7 protein-coding genes and 1 tRNA gene are annotated in these 18,406 nt (G+C 69.2%); 4 read left to right on the top strand and 4 right to left on the bottom strand.

Translation table 11 applies throughout. The features are described 5' to 3' along the window. Nucleotides 1-35: 35 nt before the first annotated feature. A complete protein-coding gene (locus ACQHII_RS22200; RefSeq protein ID WP_427920949.1) occupies nucleotides 36-1,661 on the top strand; it encodes a DoxX family protein in 1,626 nt (541 codons plus the stop codon). A 164-nt stretch (nucleotides 1,662-1,825) separates the two neighbouring features. Here the strand turns inward: ACQHII_RS22200 and ACQHII_RS22195 are convergent, their stop codons facing one another. The 3 genes from ACQHII_RS22195 to ACQHII_RS22185 form a co-directional block, all read right to left on the bottom strand. After that, the gene (locus tag ACQHII_RS22195) at nucleotides 1,826-2,557 is read right to left on the bottom strand and encodes a nucleotidyltransferase family protein (protein WP_427920948.1); all 732 of its coding nucleotides are present in this window, start codon (nucleotides 2,555-2,557) and stop codon (nucleotides 1,826-1,828) included. Nucleotides 2,558-2,653: 96 nt separating this feature from the next. Next, nucleotides 2,654-3,109, bottom strand: a complete 456-nt coding sequence (locus ACQHII_RS22190; protein ID WP_427920947.1) for a hypothetical protein — start codon at nucleotides 3,107-3,109, stop codon at nucleotides 2,654-2,656. Nucleotides 3,110-3,338: 229 nt separating this feature from the next. After that, nucleotides 3,339-4,475, bottom strand: coding sequence for an ABC transporter ATP-binding protein (locus ACQHII_RS22185; protein WP_427920946.1), 1,137 nt, complete (start codon nucleotides 4,473-4,475; stop codon nucleotides 3,339-3,341). A 235-nt stretch (nucleotides 4,476-4,710) separates the two neighbouring features. Between ACQHII_RS22185 and ACQHII_RS22180 the strand changes: the two genes are divergently transcribed. Then, a tRNA-Thr gene (locus ACQHII_RS22180) sits at nucleotides 4,711-4,787 on the top strand. A 434-nt stretch (nucleotides 4,788-5,221) separates the two neighbouring features. Here the strand turns inward: ACQHII_RS22180 and ACQHII_RS22175 are convergent. Continuing rightward, the gene (locus ACQHII_RS22175; RefSeq protein ID WP_427920945.1) at nucleotides 5,222-9,649 is read right to left on the bottom strand and encodes a ricin-type beta-trefoil lectin domain protein; all 4,428 of its coding nucleotides are present in this window, start codon (nucleotides 9,647-9,649) and stop codon (nucleotides 5,222-5,224) included. Nucleotides 9,650-9,951: 302 nt separating this feature from the next. Between ACQHII_RS22175 and ACQHII_RS22170 the strand changes: the two genes are divergently transcribed. After that, a complete protein-coding gene (locus tag ACQHII_RS22170; protein ID WP_427920944.1) occupies nucleotides 9,952-17,772 on the top strand; it encodes a ricin-type beta-trefoil lectin domain protein in 7,821 nt (2,606 codons plus the stop codon). A gap of 23 nt (nucleotides 17,773-17,795) precedes the next feature. Then, on the top strand, nucleotides 17,796-18,284 hold the full coding sequence (locus ACQHII_RS22165; RefSeq protein WP_427920943.1) for a hypothetical protein: 489 nt from the start codon (nucleotides 17,796-17,798) through the stop codon (nucleotides 18,282-18,284). Nucleotides 18,285-18,406 lie beyond the last annotated feature (122 nt).

Here is an 18,406-nt window from a genome sequence, read left to right as displayed (position 1 = left end):
CAAAGCAGTGTCCTAAACACACGTCACTCGGTTAGATGAGTGTGGACACCAGAACACCCCGCACACCCACGGGGGACCGCTCGTCCGGATTCCAGTCCGGATTGGACGACGCTCCCGCGCTGAGCATGGTGAAGGTGCCGAGCGATCCGGCCCAGGTCATCGTCAACCATGCGAGTTTCCGCGTGCAGCTGGGCGCCTCGACGCGCACCCGAAACCCGCGCCTCGCACGGCAGTCGAGCACCGCCGAGGACACCGCCCGGATGCCCGCGGCCGGTGCCGCGCGCCGTAGGCCCGTCGTCTGGAGCGGCCGGTCCGCCCCGGACGACACCGGCGCCCACCGGCTCCTCCAGGCCGTGCGGGGCAGCGGCGTCCGCCACGGCGAGCAGCCGGCCGCCGACGCGGGCGCCACGCAGGTCATCCCCCGTATCGCGGACGGCGGTTACGACGGCGACCTGACCGCGCAGACCCTCGAGACCCCCATCGTCGGCGCCCAGCGCGGCCACGCCCACGACACCGGCGAGAACCGGCTCCTGCCGCAGATGCGGACCGTGGGCAGCGCCTACGACGAACCCGCCTACGCGGACGGGGAGTTCGAGGACTTCGAGGCGGACGGCGAGCGCGAGCGGCGCACCGGGCGGCACCCCAACGACCCGGTACGGCACGCCTATTACCCGGGCCGCCGGATGAACCTCGGCGTCGTCCTGCTCCCGCTGCGCATCTTCCTCGGCTTCATCTCCATCTACGCCGGCATGGGCAAGCTCTGCGACCCCGTCTACTTCGACGGCGGCAAACGCGGCTCCATGGTGAAGTGGCTCAACACCCTGCACCCCTGGGAAGTCGCCGAGCCACTGCGGCAGTTCGCCCTCCAGCACCCCGTCGGCTCCGGACTAGTCATCGCCTTCGCCCAGGTCATCGTGGGCGTCCTGACGATCCTCGGCCTCTGGCAGCGGGTCGCGGCGGTCGGCGGCGCGCTGCTCTCCGCAGCGCTCATCGTCACCGTCAGCTGGAAGACCGTTCCCGCCTACGACGCCCCCGACATCATCTACCTCGCCGCCTGGTCCCCGCTGATCATCGCCGGCGCCCCCGTCTACTCCGTCGACGGCCGCCTCGCGGGCAGCGCCTGGCGGCGCCTGGGACCCCGCGCCGACATCTGGGAACTGCGCCGCTACGTCCTGCGCCGCGGCGCCCTGGTCACGGCGGTCGCGATCGGCCTCACCCTGCTCATCGGCTCGCTCCTCGGCGGCGCGGTGCGCGACTCCAGCCGCGTGGTCGTCCCCGGCCCCGGCGAGGCCCCGCGCAACGAACTGCCCGGCGCCCCGCTCCCCGGGGAACCGACCAAGAGCCGTAGCAGCAGCCCCTCGGCGGCCAACTCGCCCTCCCGGAAGGCCGCTTCGGCCAGCCCGTCGCACGCCGCGACGAGCCCGGGCGCGACCCACTCCTCCACCGGTACGGCCACCGGCGGCACCCCCAGCCAGACCCAGGGCACCGCGGGCCGCACCCAGCCCCAGCAGTCCTCCCCGGCCGGCCAGGCCCCCAGCACGACCTCCGGCCCCACGTCGGGCGGCGGCACGAGTGGCGGCACCGGCTCAAGCGGCGGCTCCAGCACCGGGGGTTCGTCCTCCTCCGGCCAGCCGGGCCTGGTGGGCGGCCTGTTGGGGTAGCTGGGCCGGTGGGGGGCTTGTTGACACAGTCGCCGTCCACCGGCTGAGACTCCGGTACGTATGACGAAGGGGCCCGCACTGAAAAGTGCGGGCCCCTTCGGTCTTTGGTTTTTTGGTTTTTAGGGGCGCGGGGAACTGCGCGCTCAGCCCCCACCGACCCGCACTCAACGACCAAGCGCAGCAAGCTCTTTCGCGGCTTCTCGCAGATCTTTGGCAGTATCGATGGCCCGCCAGTACGCCCCCTGCGGAATCGGGAACCCGGCCAACCGCAGCTCACGCGCGAGGTGCGGAAACGTCGTCCGCTCATGATCCCCCCGCTCCGGCAGCAACCCCGCGAACTCGGGCGAGAAGACGTACACCCCCGCATTGATCGCGTACTGCGTGGGCGGTGACTCGATGAAGTCGGTCACGCGCCCGAAGTCGTCCGTCTGTACGGCCCCCCAGGGGATCCGCGGCCGGGCCAGCGCGATCGTGGCGACGGCGTCGCGCTCGGTGTGGAAGTCCGCCATGTCGCGGAGCGAGAAGCGGGTCCAGATGTCGCCGTTGGTGGCGTACCAGGGGCTGTCCGGGCGGGGCAGACGCGCGGCGGCGTACTTGAGGCCGCCGCCGCGGCCCAGGGGCTCGGTCTCGACGACCGTGGTCACGTTCACGGGCAGATCGGCTGTTTTCAGCCAGTCCTGCAACACCTCGGCGAGGTGCCCGCAGCTGACGACGACGTCGGTCACGCCCTCCTCGGCGAGCCAGACGAGCTGATGGCCGATGATCGGCGTCCCCGTGCCCGGGATCTCGACCATCGGCTTGGGCCGGTCGTCGGTGTAGGGGCGCAGCCGGGACCCCTGGCCACCGGCCAGGATCACGGCTTGGGTGGGGCGCGACGCGGCGTTCGGATCGGTCATGACCCGAACTGTACGTGGCGGCCCCACCGCATCTTTCGGCTGCAACCGTTCCTTAATCAGCCGTTACCGACCTCCTACTCCGGGCGCCGGCTCCGGTCAGCTGTGCGCGGCCATGACCCCGGAGGCGAACGCGGTGTCGCACACGGGGCGGGCGTAGGACTGGGCGCGTGCGGCGCCGTAGATACGGACCGCTGCGCGGCCCAGTGCGCGGGCGATGGAGGTGCAGTGCGTGGCGAGCGACGGGTGGCCGTTCACCGCCTCCTGGAGGTGGGTCAGGACGACGCCCGGGTTCTTGTCCTGGAGCTCCGTCATGAGCTGGTCGCGCAGGACGTCCTGCGGGGCGCGTGCGGCGGCCCGCGAGGAGGCTCCGGCCGCCGTGACCTCCGTCGCGGTGAGCGTCGAACTGGAGGGGCTTCCCGTCCAGTTGACCCGGGTGACCGCGAGGGTCCCGGAGAGCACCATCATGACGGGCAGGACGAGGGCGAGGGTGCGGCCGACCCGGCGGGCGGGGCCCCGGCCGCGTCGCGGCTGTTGGTTATTGGAGTGCTTCACGCGTGTGAGGGTAGCGCCCGGTAATGATTTGGCGACATTTAGTCACCAATTCGGGGGATGGATTGGTGCCTCGAATTGGGTAGGGCGTTGACGAACACTGCTCGAAATGACGGGTCTGCCGGGGTATTTGTCATATCGGTCGGCCGATGTAAACCGGAGCGGACCGGAGCGGACCGGAAACGGGAAGGGCCCCGCGGATCACCGCGGGGCCCTTCCCGTGACCGTGTGATCAGTCGGTGAGGCGCTCGCCCGTGGAGGTCGAGAAGACGTGCAGCTCGCCCGGACGCGGCACCACGTGCAGGGTGGCGCCCTTGTCCGGCACCGAACGGCCGCTGACGCGCACGACCAGGTCCTTCAGGTCGTCGCCGACCTTGGCGCTGCCGTAGACGAAGCCGTCGGCGCCCAGCTCCTCCACGACGTTCACGGTGACCGCGAGACCGGCGGGGGCGTCCTCGGTGTCCTTGGTGAGGGACTTCGCGGCGTCGCCGTTGTGCTCGTCGATGTCGAAGTGCTCGGGGCGGACGCCGACGGTGACCGTACGGTCACCCTTGTCGGTGGCGGCCTTGAGCGCCTCGCGGTTGACGGGGACGACCGAGTTGCCGAACTTCACACCGCCGTCGGTGATCGGGACCTCGACCAGGTTCATGGCCGGGGAGCCGATGAAGCCGGCGACGAAGAGGTTCGCGGGCCGGTCGTACATGTTCCTGGGGGAGTCGACCTGCTGGAGCAGACCGTCCTTGAGTACGGCCACCCGGTCGCCCATCGTCATGGCCTCGACCTGGTCGTGGGTGACGTAGACGGTGGTGATGCCGAGACGGCGCTGGAGCGAGGCGATCTGCGTACGGGTCGAGACACGGAGCTTGGCGTCGAGGTTCGACAGCGGCTCGTCCATGAGGAAGACCTGGGGCTCGCGGACGATCGCGCGGCCCATCGCGACACGCTGGCGCTGACCGCCGGAGAGCGCCTTCGGCTTGCGGCCGAGGTACTCGGTGAGGTCGAGGATCTTCGCCGCGTCCTCGACCTTCTGGCGGATCTCGGCCTTGTTGACGCCGGCGATCTTGAGCGCGAAGCCCATGTTGTCGGCGACCGTCATGTGCGGGTACAGCGCGTAGTTCTGGAACACCATGGCGATGTCCCGGTCCTTCGGCGGCAGGTGCGTGACGTCGCGGTCACCGATGCGGATGGCGCCGGCGTTGACGTCCTCGAGCCCCGCGAGCATGCGGAGCGAGGTGGACTTGCCACAGCCGGACGGACCGACGAGGACGAGGAACTCGCCGTCCCCGACCTCGATCTCCAGACCATCGACGGCGGGCTTCTCGGTGCCCGGGTAGATCCGGGTCGCCTTGTCGAACGAAACAGTGGCCATGGTGAAGGCCCCCTTCTACCGGCAGGAACGTGCCGGACGATCCGTTGTAGGAAGGTGGTGGTGTAGTCCACGCGAGTGAACTGGGTACGGACGGTACCTGGCGTTTGCCCGGTCTGTCAGTACCCGAGGGCATGTGAACTTCGCGGAAATTTTCGACAGGGCGCGGCGGGGACCTGGGTACACTGCACCAGGCACGTGATCGCGCACGTCTCGTACACGTCTCGCACCCGTGCAGGCCTCCTTAGCTCAGTTGGCCAGAGCAACGCACTTGTAATGCGTAGGTCGTCGGTTCGAATCCGACAGGGGGCTCCATGGAAAACCCCGGGTCAGGACTCTGACCTGGGGTTTCTTGTTTTGGTTGACCTTGGAATCAGGCTGATCGGGCACCTGCGGGCTACGCATCGCTATGCGTAGGTCCGAGATTGGCAGCCAGTCGTGATTTCGTTTTGTCAGCCCGTGAACTGGTCTTTTGTCCCCTGCTGCTGATCTGCCTCGATCTGCTCGGAGCGGCGTGGTGGCCACTTGGTGGCCGAGCGTGCGGCCACCGTGCAGATCGGCCCCTGGTCAACCGCATAAGCGGACGTGCACGCGAGGGCGATTGTTGTGGCACCCCGATGATTACGCGGTCAGCCTGCTGCTCGCTTCCCCTGTGGGGGGCCGCGCCCAAGGGCGAGGCCCGTGTCCGGGCGGAGTGTCGTCTTCTGCCCAACAGGAGGTACGACTGCAGCTCATCGGTGCCTCATGCCTCACCCGATTTGTGAGACGACCACGCTGTTGCCGGGTGCCGTCGCGTCCGCCGGGGGCAGTGCCGTCGGGTAGAGGCGGACGTCGCTGAGGCGGCCGTTCGCGTACTCGCCGTAGGTGCCCTGGAAGAGGCGGCGGCCGAACTGGACGGGGCCCACGGCGTTCCAGTCGGTGCCGGTGTAGGTCTTGGTGGCGGACAGGTGGCCGTTCACGTACAGGAGCAACTGGCCGGCGACGGCGTCGTAGACACCGACGAGGTGGGTCCATTTCGCGGCCGCGGCCTTCGCGCCGTAGGCCGCGGTGAAGGCGGTGCTGGTGCTGTCGTCGTCGTGGCGGCCGAAAGCCCAGACCTGACTGGCGGAGGAGTAGTAGAGCTGGAAGCCGTTGGCCGCGCCGACGGCCGGGTCGTCGGACTGCGACACGAACGTCGAGTTCGTGCTGGACAGGGAGTTCAGCCTCACCCAGGCCGAGACGGTGAAGCTGCCGGCGGTGTTCACGCCGGTCGCGGTGGTCGCTCCGTACGAGGTGCTGCCGTTGAGGTTCAGGACAGTGCCCCGGTCGGTGTCGGAGGTCCAGGTGGCACCGCCGGCCAGCACGGCGGGCGCGTTGCCCGTCGGGTCGGCCGCGGTCGTGCCCGTACCGTCGGCGAGGTTCCAGCGGTGGGTGGCCGTGTCGGTGACGGTGCCGAGTGATGCGGGGTCGGCGAAGGTGGCGGTCGTGCCCGACGGGGTGGCGCCCGGGAATTCGGTCAGCTGGCCCGCGGTGTCCGTGGCGTAGAGGTCGGGCTTGCCGTCGGGGCCTCCGGTGGCGCTGTTGACGTCGCCGGGGGAGGCGACGGTCGGGAAGTCACGCTTGCGCAGGACCACGGAGAGGGCCGTGGCGGGGTGGGTGTTCCAACCCGCGGCGGCGCTGCTTGTCCAGTTCTGGGCGGCGGAGGCGTTGCAGGTGTACAGGCGGACCTGGGTGCCGTTGGTCGTGGCCGCGCCCGGATTGTCCACGCACTTGCCGGACTGCGGGTTGACGAGGCTGCCGGAGGCGCCCGCGGTCCATTTCTGGGACCCTGCGCCGTCGCATGTGTAGAGCTGGAGCAGGGTGCCGTTGTCCGTGCCGCCGTCGGTGGCGTCGAGGCACTTGCCCAGGACGCGCAGTGAGCCATCGTCGTGCAGGACCCACTGTTGGGTGGCGCTGCTGTTGCAGGTGTAGATCTGGATCTTGGTGTGGTCGGCGGTGTGTCCGCCCGCGTCGTCGAGGCAGACTGTGCCGTCGGCGGACGTCTTCACGGCTGAGACGAGCGGGGTGCGCACCGGGGCGTGCAGCAGCTTGGGCAGGAGAGTGCCGCCGTCCACGTCGATCGGGAACGTGTAGACGGTGCCCGAGACGTCGTCGCGGGCCCACAGAGTGGGCGTGCCGCCGGTGACCTTGCCGTTGCCGGCACCGTCGACCGAGAAGGTGCCACCCACCCGGCCGGGGGCGATCAGCGTCAGGCCGGACCAGTCGCCGTCGCCCAGCAGCAGTGGGTGGCCCAGGTGGTTGACGCCGTACGACTGGTAGAGCCAGAGCTTGCCACCCTCCACCGTGAGCACAGCGGGATGGTCGGCGTTGCCGTACACGTCTCCGTCGACGACCAGTTGGGATATGTCCCAGGGCTCTGTCGGGTCATAGCCCGCGTTCGCGCAGCGGTCGGCGGGGACCGTGTCGGTGGCCTCGCAGTCGTCCTTGGTGACGACGTCGTAGCGGCGGCCGACAAAGCCGGGGAAGGTGGAGTAGGGGGTGCTCGGGAAGGCGCCGTCCTCCTTCGGATCGAGGTCGTTCTTCACCACGTACAACTGCTGGGTCTTGGTGTTGTACGCGAACAGGTCGTCGTGCGTCTCACCGTGCAGATTGCCGCGGTGGGCGATCAGGTAGTCGCTCCACGTGCCGGTGGGCGCACCCTTCGGCGTTGAGACGATCACCGGGCCTGTGATCGCGGGCGGATTGCTGCCGACGGGGCCGTCCTGCACCGCTGCGGGTGCCTGGGCGGGGTCGCTGTCACCGGGGACCAGCTCCAAGTCACCGCTGCTCGTGGTGGCGAGCAGGTCGGGGCTGCCGTCGCCGGTGATGTCCCCGGGTGCGATCTTGGTCTTCGGGTCCCATGGTGCGGTGAAGGTGTAACTCACCGGATTCTGGGAGAGGTTGCCGGCCCGGTCGACCGCGCCGACGTACAGGGTGTGCACGCCCCAGTTGGTGACCTTGATCGTGACGGTGCCGGACGCGGTGGCGCCGCTGGTGGACGTCACCTTGGCGGGCTGGCCGGTGGCGATGGTGGGCTGGCTGTCGAGCTGCCACAGGAAGTGGTCGATGCCGCTGGCCTGGCAGGCGGCCGGGGCGCAGGTGTCGGCCGGGGTGTTGTCGGCCGCGGAGACGGCGAAGTCCGCGTGGACGTCGCTGCCCGCGTAGGTGTCGCCGGTTCCGCTGCCGACCGGCGGGAAGTGCGGGTTGTCGGCGATCGTCGGTGTCTGTGGCGGCGTGAAGTCGGTGTTGAACCAGCAGTGGTCGCTGATCGGCGATGTCATCTTGATCGAGGAGTTGTCCTGGGCGTAGACGTCCCAGCCGTACCCGTGACCGTCCTTGAGGGTGAAGCCGATCGGCGCGTCCGCGTCCGCACCCGAGGCGACCATGCCGCTGTCCGGCGTGCCCTTGTCCGCGGCGTTTCCGTCGGCGTCGAGGTCGGAGCGGTCCCAGACGTGGTAGTGAGCTTCGGCGTGCTCGCCGGAGATGTGAGTGGTGACGGTGGAGTGCAACTGGATGTTGCTGCCCGCGCCGCTGTACGTCGTCGCGCCGATCCAGCCGGCCGCACTGCCGGTGACGCAGTCGCCGTCCGCGCCCAGCGGCGGCGGTGTGGTGTGCACCTTGGTGGGGATGTCCGGGGGGATGTCGAAGTTGGTGGTCAGGGCGAGCGTCTGGGACATCCGCAGGTAGTCGAGATTGGAACTGGTTTTGGACTCGTTGCCGAACAGGCCGATCGTCCAGATGCCCTTGTTGCCGTCGGCGATCTTCTGGGCCTGGGTGTCGACGCGGAAGGAAGCGGTGCTGTTGCTGCAACTGCTGTTGCCGTTCTCCCCGCTCGGCACGGTCGTCTTCACCGCCGGGTAGCCGTTGTCGTCGAGAGTTCCGGGCTGGTGGTTCCAGTCGGTGTTCTCGTTGATCGTGCCCGTGGTGTGCAGGGTGATGGGCTGGTTGTGGGAGCAGTCGACGCTGGCCGCGTACTTGGTGCTGACGTTCACCTCGGCCTTGATGACCTTCATGGACGGGTCGAGGCCGGAGGTGTTGATTGCGTAGTACGACCGTTCGAGACCGTTCCCGCAGGCGCCGCCCCACTGCTGGTAGCCGACACCCTCGCCGTTGGTCTGCGGCTTGTTGTACTGCGGGGCGTCGGAGCAGGCCGAGCTGGAGTACACCTCGTCGAAGGCGCCGGACTTGCTGGTCACCGGGTTCTCGAAGGGGTCGATGTAGACCGGGTAGTGCGTGTCCGGGCCGTTCAGCACCGAGGTGTCGGGTGTCAGCGTGAGGCTGCTGGAGGTGGTGGTCATCGGGACCTGGCCGACCTGGGCGCCCGAGCCGGGGCCGGCTGACGACGAGGCGACGGCGGGGGCGATCGGTTCGTCGTCGGCGGCCCGTGCGAAGGAGGCGGGCTCGACGACGCCGGCCGAGTGCGCCGTCGTCGTGCCGGCTGTCGTGCTGGAATCCCACATCAGCGGCGGCGGGCTCGTGTACGACACCGAGCCGTCGGGTGCGGTCGCCGTCATGCCCCCCGCCCCGGTGGCGGACAGATCCAGGCCGTCGGTGTCCGTGGACACCGCGAGCCGGCGGACCCGTGGGTCGGCCGCCGCCTGTGCGTCGTGGACGATCAGCACGTCGCTGAAGCCGCCCTGGTCCGTGACCGACACCGACAGGTCGACTCCGGGCAGCACGGACGCGTAGAGCGCTGTGTAACCGCTGACCTGCGGGGCGGGCAGGGCGAAGGGCATGGTCAGGCTCATGCTGTGCCCGGCGGGGTCGGTGAGCGTGGCCAGCGGGCCGGTGCCGCCACCGGACAGGCGTACGCCGCTGGGTGTGGCCCTGGGGGAGTAGGTGCCATCGGCGCTGGCGGTGAGCGTGGCGTCCACCGGAACCCAGGCGCCGTCCTGACGCACGCGGACCGGCAGGACGGCCGAGGTCGTCGTGAACGAACCGTCCGGATTGGCCGCCACCGTGTCCGTCTGGCTGGTCAGCGCGTCGACCGGTACGGAGGTGCCGTCGGCGACCGCCTGGGCCTGTGCGGCGAGCAACGGGTCGGCGGTGTCGGCGGGTTCGCCGTCGGCGAGCGCAGCGGTCGGAACGGCCAGAGCCGACAGCAGCAGTGCGCCGAGCACCGGGAACAGCGCCAGTCTTCGGGTGGATGACGCCAGCACGGAACAACTCCTTCGCACGACGGACAGTGCAGACACGAGATCTGCGACCATCCGCGCCAGTAAACGGCTCGCCGGACGACGGGTCAGGACGCCGGCGACGGCGTGCGGCGGTGATGTTCGCTCCCCCGGCACAAAACGTACACAGGAAACGTCAAGGAGAATCACAACATTGTCATGGCATTGGCAAAAAGTGTTGAGGTTCGGTCAAGGCCGTTCTTAACCTCCCAACCTGGATCACGCCGACCACGTGACCTTTCAGTCAACGGACCACCAAGTCCGTTTCATACGGGGGTAGGTCACACGTGGGTGTGCGAAGAACGCTGACGCTTGTCTCCGCTCTGCTGGCCGTGATGGTGCTGCTCGTGACGGGTGCCGTCGCACAGAACGGAGTCGGGCCCTACGTCTTCGACGGCGACATCTGGAAGCCGAAGCCCCTGCCGGCGACACCGGCCGTGGGCGACCACGAGCTGACCCGCCCGACAGCCGTCCACCCCCGCGGCTACCGTGCGCTGACTCGCTACCAGGCGGTCAAGGCCCCCTCGCCACAGGCTGGATCACACACCGTCGCCCTCAAGGCCGAGCCGTCCAGGGCGGGTTCGCTGCCGGTGTGGGTGGCATCGTCCGAAAAGGCGAAGTCTCCGCAGGCGAAGTCCCAGCAGGTCCGTGTCCGACTCGCCTCCCGCACTCAGGCGTTGCGGGCCGGAGCGGACACCGGCCTCCTGGTCGGACTGGACAGGGCCACGTCCCGTACCGCCAAGGTCAGCGTGGTCGTCGACTACTCGTCCGTGGCCAAGGCCTACGGCGGAGGCTACGGAGCCCGTCTCACCCTCACCCGCCTCCCCGCCTGTGCCCTGACGACTCCACAACGCGCCGAATGCCGCACCCGCACGCCCCTGAAGTCCGTCAACCGCGCCACCGCGAACCAACTCACCGCGACCACCACCGCGGACTCGGCGATCGCCGTCACCTCCGGCAGCCGGGGTTCGCAGGGTGACTACTCGGCGACCTCGCTGACCCCGGCGGGTAGTTGGCAGGCCACTGGCACCGGCGCTTACTCGTACTCATACCCCATCGACCTGCCGGCGGGGGTCGGGGACACCGGCCCCTCGGTGGCACTGGCGTACGACTCGCAGTCCGTGGACGGCGAGACCTCGGCTCGCAATTCGCAGGCATCCTGGATCGGCGACGGCTGGAGCTACCAGCCGGGCTTCGTGGAGCGGTCGTACCGCTCCTGCGGTTCGCTGCTCGACTCCGACGGCAAGAAGATCCTCAAGGGTTCCGGTGACGAGTGCTGGGGCGGCGCCAACGCGACCGTCTCCTTCGGCTCCCACTCCGGTGTCCTGGTCCCGACCACCTCCTCCGGACTGCCCAGCGAAATAAGGGAGTTCAGGCTCCAGGGCGACGACGGCACGGTAGTGCAGGAGCTGTCCGGAGCCTCCAACGGCCTGTACGACGGCACCTACTTCCGGGTTCTGACCACTGACGGCACTGCCGCCTACTTCGGTGCCGACCACTCACCGACCGGGCCCGGAACCAAGGGGCTCGCCTCGTCGGACTCCGGCGACGACTCCACACACGCGGCCTGGGGTGTTCCCGTCCTGCACCCGCGGTCCTCCGACCCGTGCCACACCGACGCCGACGGCAAGAAGTCCCGCTGCGACAAGCCCGAGGGCTGGCGCTGGAACCTGGACTTCGTCGTCTCCCCGAGCGGATTCGTCCAGCGCTACGACTACTCGACCGAGACCGGCTACTACGACCTCGGCGGTGGCCAGGCGGCCGCGACCGACACCACGGACGACACCGGCACCCTCACCTCGTACGTTCACGGTGGCACGCTCACCTCGATCTCGTACGGCTACGCCCTCGACGACGAGCAGGCCGGCCGCGCCCCGTCCGCGCAGGTCACCTTCGCCTCCAAGCAGCGCTGCCAGACGACGTCCGGCTTCACCGACTGCTCGGCCGGAAACCTTGACGACAACACCGCACCGCACTGGCCGGACGTCCCCTGGGACCTGCACTGCGATGCGACCGACAAGACCAAACTGCCCGACGACGCCACCAAGGTGCCGACGGACGTCTGTGTCGTCTCCTCGCCGACGTTCTGGTCGACCACGCGCCTGGACAACATCACCACCAAGGTCCACGTCAAGGATGGCGATACCGACAAGCTGATCCCGGTCGACAGCTACGACCTGGGGCAGGTGTACTCCGACGCGGGCGGCGCCGTCGACCCAGTCAGCGGCACCACTGTCGACCCCAAGGACGCGGGCTCGCTCCAGGCCGTGATGTGGCTGCAGTCCATCCGGCACACAGGCAAGGACACCTACGGCAACGGCAACAGCGACCTCGCGCTCAACCAGGTCTCTTTCACCGGCACCGAGATCGACAACCGGGTGGACGACGACTCCCCGTCCGCCCCGCCGCTGTACCGGCCGCGCATCTCCAACGTGCAGACGGAGACCGGAGAGTCCATCACCGTCGAGTACAACCAGAACCCATGCGCGGGCAAGTCGCTCGACATCAAGTCGGCCGACTCCAACACCAACTCCTGCTATCCCGCCTACTGGACGGTGCCCGGCGCCTCCAAGCCGATCGCCGACTGGTTCAACAAGACGACCGTCCACAGCGTCACCGTCGCCGACCTCACCGTCGCCGGCCAGTACACCCCCGACGCCTCGAAGATCCCGGCCGGCTCCGAGGCACACGTCTCCACATACGCCTACTCGGGCGCCGCATGGCACCGTGACGACTCCGACCTGACCGACGACCAGTACCGCACCTGGGACCAGTTCCGCGGCTTCCGCACGGTCACCGTGCGCACCGGCAAGGAACCCGAGCCGGTCACCCAGCAGACCACCACCTATCTGCAGGGCATGGACGGCGACTACAAGGCCGACGGCACCCGCCGCTCGGTCACCGTGGACGCCAAGGTCGGCGGCAACACCGTGCTCAGCGTCACCGACGCCGACCAACTCGCGGGCACCGCACTGCAGTCGGACACATACACCGCCTCCGGCGGCACGGTGAACGCCTCCACCGTCAGCGGCCCGTTCTCCTTCACCACCACGGCACACACCGGCCGCACCTCGTGGACTGCCTGGACCCAGGAGGACCACCCGGGGGAGACCGCGCCGGACAAGGCCACCCTGCCCGACCTCACCGCGCGCCGGATCAAGTCCAGCCAGTCGCACGGCTACTCCCTGCTCGCCGACGGCACTTGGCGGCACACCCGCACCGACACGTCATACGACGACCAGGGCCGGGTGCAGTCCGTCGACGCGCACGGCGACGTCTCCGTGGCGGCGCAGGAGAAATGCGCCACCACGGACTACGCGGCGCCTTCCTCGTCGGCCGACAACACCATGCTGCTCGCCTACCCGGACCGCATCACCGCGGTCTCCGGCCCCTGCGGCACCAAGCCCGGCACCGACACCCTGCTCTCCGACAAGAAGGTCTACTACGACGGCGACGGTTCCGTCAGCGCCCTCGGCGCCTACGGCACGGTCACCCACCCGCGCGTCACCGGCACCCAGGTCGGCACCGGCTTCGCCACCGACGGCACCGAGAACTGGCGCACCACCAGCGGCATTTCCTACGACGCCGCGGGCCGCGTCACCGACTCCCTCGACACGACGGGCCAGGGCACCCACACCGACTACCTGCCCAAGTGGAACAGCGCGGGCGGCAACACCAACCCGACGAGCATCGTCTCCACCAACCAGCAGCAGTGGAAAGTCACGTCCACCCTCGACCGGCTGCGCGGACTCCCTGTCGAGAACGTCGACGCCAACAACCGCGTCACGGACATCACTTACGACGCCCTCGGCCGCCGTACCGCCGTCTGGCTGCCCGGACGTGACAAGGCGACGCAGAGCGCGGACATGACGTTCGCGTACTCCGTGAACCCCGGCGCGGTCCCCGCCCCCGGCGGCACGATCACCCAGCCCGGCGCCCCGTCGTCCGTCACCACCCGCACCCTGCGCGAGGACGGCACCTACTCGACGTCGACCAGCATCTACGACGGGATGCTCCAGCCCCGTCAGGTCCAGACGACCGCGGACGGCGACTCCGACTCCGGCCGGATCATCTCCGACACGTTCTACGACTCCCACGGCTGGCCGAGCGCCTCCTACACCCCCTACTCGGACCCGGACCACACTCCGTCCGCCACCCTGTACGCGGCCAACGAGAACGAGATCCCTGCCGAGACCACAACGACGTACGACGGCCAGGGCCGCGCCGCATCGAGCACCCTGTGGCACCAGGCAGTCAAGCAGTGGTCCACGAGCACGGCCTACCCCGGCGCCGACGAGACGGACACGACCCCGCCTGCCGGCGGCTCCTCGACCGCCTCCTACACCAACGCACTCGGCCAGACCGTGAAATCGGTGGTGAAGAACACCGGCGCCACGGTCACGCTCAAGGGCGGCAGCATCATCCCGTCGGGCATCTCGCTGACCTCCAACAGCGTCCGCCTGACCATGCAGGCCGACGGCAATCTGGTCCTCACGGCGCTCGGCAGCGGCAAGACCCTCTGGTCCAGCAACACGAGCGGAAACCAGGGCGCGTACGCCCAGTTCGGCACCGACGGCAACCTCGCCGTCCTCACCACCGCCGGCGTGTCCAAGTGGAGCAGCGGTCTGACCGCGACCACCGGCGCGACGCTCCAGATCCGCACCGACTCGACGCTCGCCGTCGTCGGCGGCGACGGCAGCACGGTCCTGTGGAAGCAGGGCACGGCCGGCGCGGTCCCGGCCGCCGACGCCGCCACCCGCTACACCTACACGCCCGCCGGCCAACTCGACTCGGTCAAGGACAGCGCGGGCAACACCTGGTCCTACAAGTACGACCTCATGGGTGAGCGGACCTCCCAGACCGACCCCAACACCGGCATGACGACCTTCGACAAGTACGACGCGGTCGGTAACCTGCTCCAGAGCACCGACCCGCGCGGCCAGGTCCTGTCGTACGCCTACGACTGGGACAACCGCGTCACGGCCGAGTACGCGGCCCCCTGGTCCGCCACCCCAGACCCGGCCAAACAGCAGACCTCCCGGGTCTACGACACGCTCGCCAAGGGCTACCCGACCTCCTCGACCCGCTACGTCGGCGGCGCGAGCGGCAGCGCGTACACCGAGGCGATCACCGGCTACAACACGGCCTACCAGCCGCTTGGTTCGACCCTCACGGTTCCGTCCGCAGACGGCTTCCCGGGCACGGCGGGCAGCGCCGGCGGCACGACAACGTACGCCCTGACGTCGACGTACACGCCGAACACCGGTCTGCTGGCGACCACCCAGTACCAGGCGGACGGCGGCCTCCCGGCCGAGCGTGTCGGCTACGGCTACACCCTGCAGGGCGCGTTGGACGGCTTCGGCGGCTACATCAACGCGGCCAATACGCCCTCGTATTTGGACGGCACGGTCCACGACCCGTTCGGGCGGGTCCTGCAGACCAACTACGGCCCCACGGGCAAGGAACTGGCCACCTTCGCCCAGTACGACGCGACGACCGGCGCCACCACGCAGACCAGCAGCATGGTCCAGACGTCGGCCACTGCCCTGGACGTCGTCAACTACCGCTACAACCAGGCCGGCGAACTCACCGCGACGGACGATCTCCAGGACAACACCACACACGACACCCAGTGCTTCACCTATGACTCCTTCCAGCGGCTGACCGCCGCCTGGAGCGACACCGCGGGCATCACCGACTCCGGCACCGCACCGGTGGGCGCCGTGGGCGGATGCAACTCGGCCTCCGTGCAGACCAGCGCGTCCCCGGTGAAGACGAAGACGGTGGGTGGGCCCGCGCCGTACTGGCAGACGTACACCTACGACCTGCTCGGCGACCGCACCGGCACGGTGAACCACGACACCACCGGCAACGCACTCGCGGACACTACCCAGTCGACCTCGTACCCGGGCACCGACGGCACCACGTCCGCGACCCGACCGGACCAGGCGGGTGCGACGACGACCACCAACCCGGGCACGGGTACGGCCACGCAGACCCCCTCGTACACGGACACGGCCGGGAAGAACGCGGGCAACACGGTCAGCCGGGCCACGAAGACCACGGGCCCGCTGACCACGGGCTTCACCCTCACCGGCGGCGGAAAGCTGTGCGTGGAGGAGACGGGCTCGGGCGTCAAGGTCGACGTGAACACATGCAGTTCGACAGCCGCGGCGCAGAAGTGGACGGTCAATACCGACGGCACTGTCACGGCGGCGAACCTGTGCTTGGACACGGCGGGCAACGCGACGGCGTCCGGCACGGGTGTGGTGATGGACACCTGCTCGACCGACGCCACCCAGAAGTGGCGCGTGACGTCGACCGGAACGCTGGTCAACGCGGCCAAGAGCACCCTGTGCCTGACCGACCCGAGCGCCAGCGCCACCAAGGGCACCCAGCTGACGTTGACCACGTGCGGCGGCAAGGGCCAGACCTGGTCGACGATCACGTCCGGCGCACTGCCGGCCGGCCAGACGCAGACCTTCACATACGACGCCGAAGGCCGGACGGCCACGGTCTCGACCCCCACCGGGACGACGACCCGCACCAGCGAGTACCTCTACGACGCCGACGGCAATCTGCTGGAGCAGACGGCGACTGTCGGCGGCACCGACAAGACCCGAGTCCTCTATCTCTTCGGCGGCGCCGAGCAGTTGACGCTGGACGTGGCGGCGAAGACGTGCACGGCACTGCGCTATTACGCCGGGCCGGACGGCACCCAGGTCACCCGCTCCAGCAGCGGCAGCGTCACCTACCAGGTGGCTACCTCGCAGGGCACGGCGACCACGGCGGTCGACGCGACCACCCTCGCGGTGACCCGCCGGTACTACGACCCGTACGGCAACCCGCGCGGCACGACTCCGTCGACGTGGGTGGCGGGGGACGAGAACCACGGCTTCCTGGGCAAGCCGAACGATTCGGTGACCGGACTGGACCTGCTGGGGGCGCGGAATTACGACCCGGCGCTGGGGCGGTTCCTCACCGCCGACCCGCTCTTCCAGGCGGGCGATCCGAACCAGATGGGCGGGTACACGTACGCGGCGGACAATCCGGCGAGCAGCTCCGACCCGACCGGGTTCGACGACTGGTACACCTACCCCGGCCAGAACCCGTGCGCCGTCGACTGCGGCACGCCGACTCCGTCGCCGTCACCGGGATCTCCGCCGACCACCACCTCCAGCGGTGACACGGGTTCTTCCTCGACCGTCGCGGCGGCACAGCAACTGCCTCAAGCGAACCTCGATGACAAGGTCGCCCCGAACCTGCTGGACTCTGTCCTGCTGGCACCGTTCCATGTCGCCAACTGCACGTTCTGGCTGACCGGCGGTGGCGCCGACCACGACGCGTCCTGCGAGATCGCGGGCGGCGTCGTCTCGGGCGGCGGCTTGGAGGGCGGCGAGGTCGGCATCGTGAAGGGCGGTGCGGGAGACCTCAGGGGCGCGGCCGAGGACGCTGCCGGCGGCGACGCGGCCGCGGCGGCGGGAGCGGGCGCCGAGGCGCTGGACAACGCGGCGGCCGACATCGCGGATATGGCGGCGATCAAGCGGGCGAACGCTCAGGCGTACTCCGAGGAAGCAGAGGCGGCGGCCGCCAAGCCGAGTTCACCGAGCACCGGGGCCTCCGGTACCAAACCGGCGAAGGTCACCCCGCGTGGGGCGGGCAGCGCCAAGCGGCCGCCTGCCGTCAAGACCATTCCCGCGGCTGATGGCTGGACGCATGAGGGGCAGCTCGCGGCGGCCGAAGACATGGTGCCGGGCTTCGCCATCAAGAACGCGAAGGGCAACCAGCCGATGAACCGAACCTACGTCGGTGGCACCCACATCGAAACCGGGGAGATCGCCCTCGCATCGTCCGGAGGTGGAGGTGCCCCCGGAGGCATCGGTCCAACGTGCGGATTCTGCGCCGAGGGTAATGTGGTGCGCGCTCTCGGCGGCGATCCGGAACTCGTGCGACTGACCCACGCGTACCAGGTGGAGCGTGGGGAGAACGGTCTCACAGTCGTCCCGAAGGACGTGTGCGTGAAGTGCCAGGACGACTACCCCAGCCGCAAATACTTCATCTCCGGTATACAGCACAAGCCCGGGGGCTCCTGGGACGACCTACCGTAAGGACGAACGGAGTGGAACGGCACATGGGACTGATCGACGTCGAGGTCGGCAGGTACGACTGGTCGGCGATTCGCTGCGGATGCGGTAAGACGGCGGAGCACCTGGCCGGCGATCTGCTGCGGCTTGCTGCGGCGCAGTCGCGGGAGGAGGCGCGGGCGCTTCATATCGAGGACCACGCGCTGATTCAGTCGTTTCCGCAGGAGCCGGCGGTGCCCGTCACCTCCGTGCTCATGGCCGCCCTGGCGGGTGACCTGTCCCATGGGGCGCGAATTCAATGTCTGGACCTGCTCATCCGGCTGGTCGACACCGACGATGACGAATCAGCGGACATGTGCCAGCAGATCGCGAGGCAGGGGCTCTGGGGGGTGTACCGAGACCTGTGGTCAGGCGCCTCGCGCGGCCTTGTCGGCTACGCCTACGAAATCCTCCAGGTGATCGAAACCGATGAGGATCGGCTTCGCGCCGTCAGGGGCTCGGGGCAGTTGAATCTGCCCGACGACCTCGCTGACTGAAGATCCGGGCGAGTCCAGAGGCTCACGCACCGACGCTGGCCGAGAGCAGAGCGCGTGGATTGGGCTTCCCTGTGCTGCGGATGCGGTGAGACAGGCGCCCACATTCCCGAGAACTCATTTCC

The sequence above is a fragment of the Streptomyces sp. cg40 genome (assembly GCF_050320165.1).
Taxonomy (GTDB): domain Bacteria; phylum Actinomycetota; class Actinomycetes; order Streptomycetales; family Streptomycetaceae; genus Streptomyces; species Streptomyces hokutonensis.
Note: the sequence above shows the minus strand (reverse complement) of the source record. Positions and strands in the feature narration are given on the sequence as shown.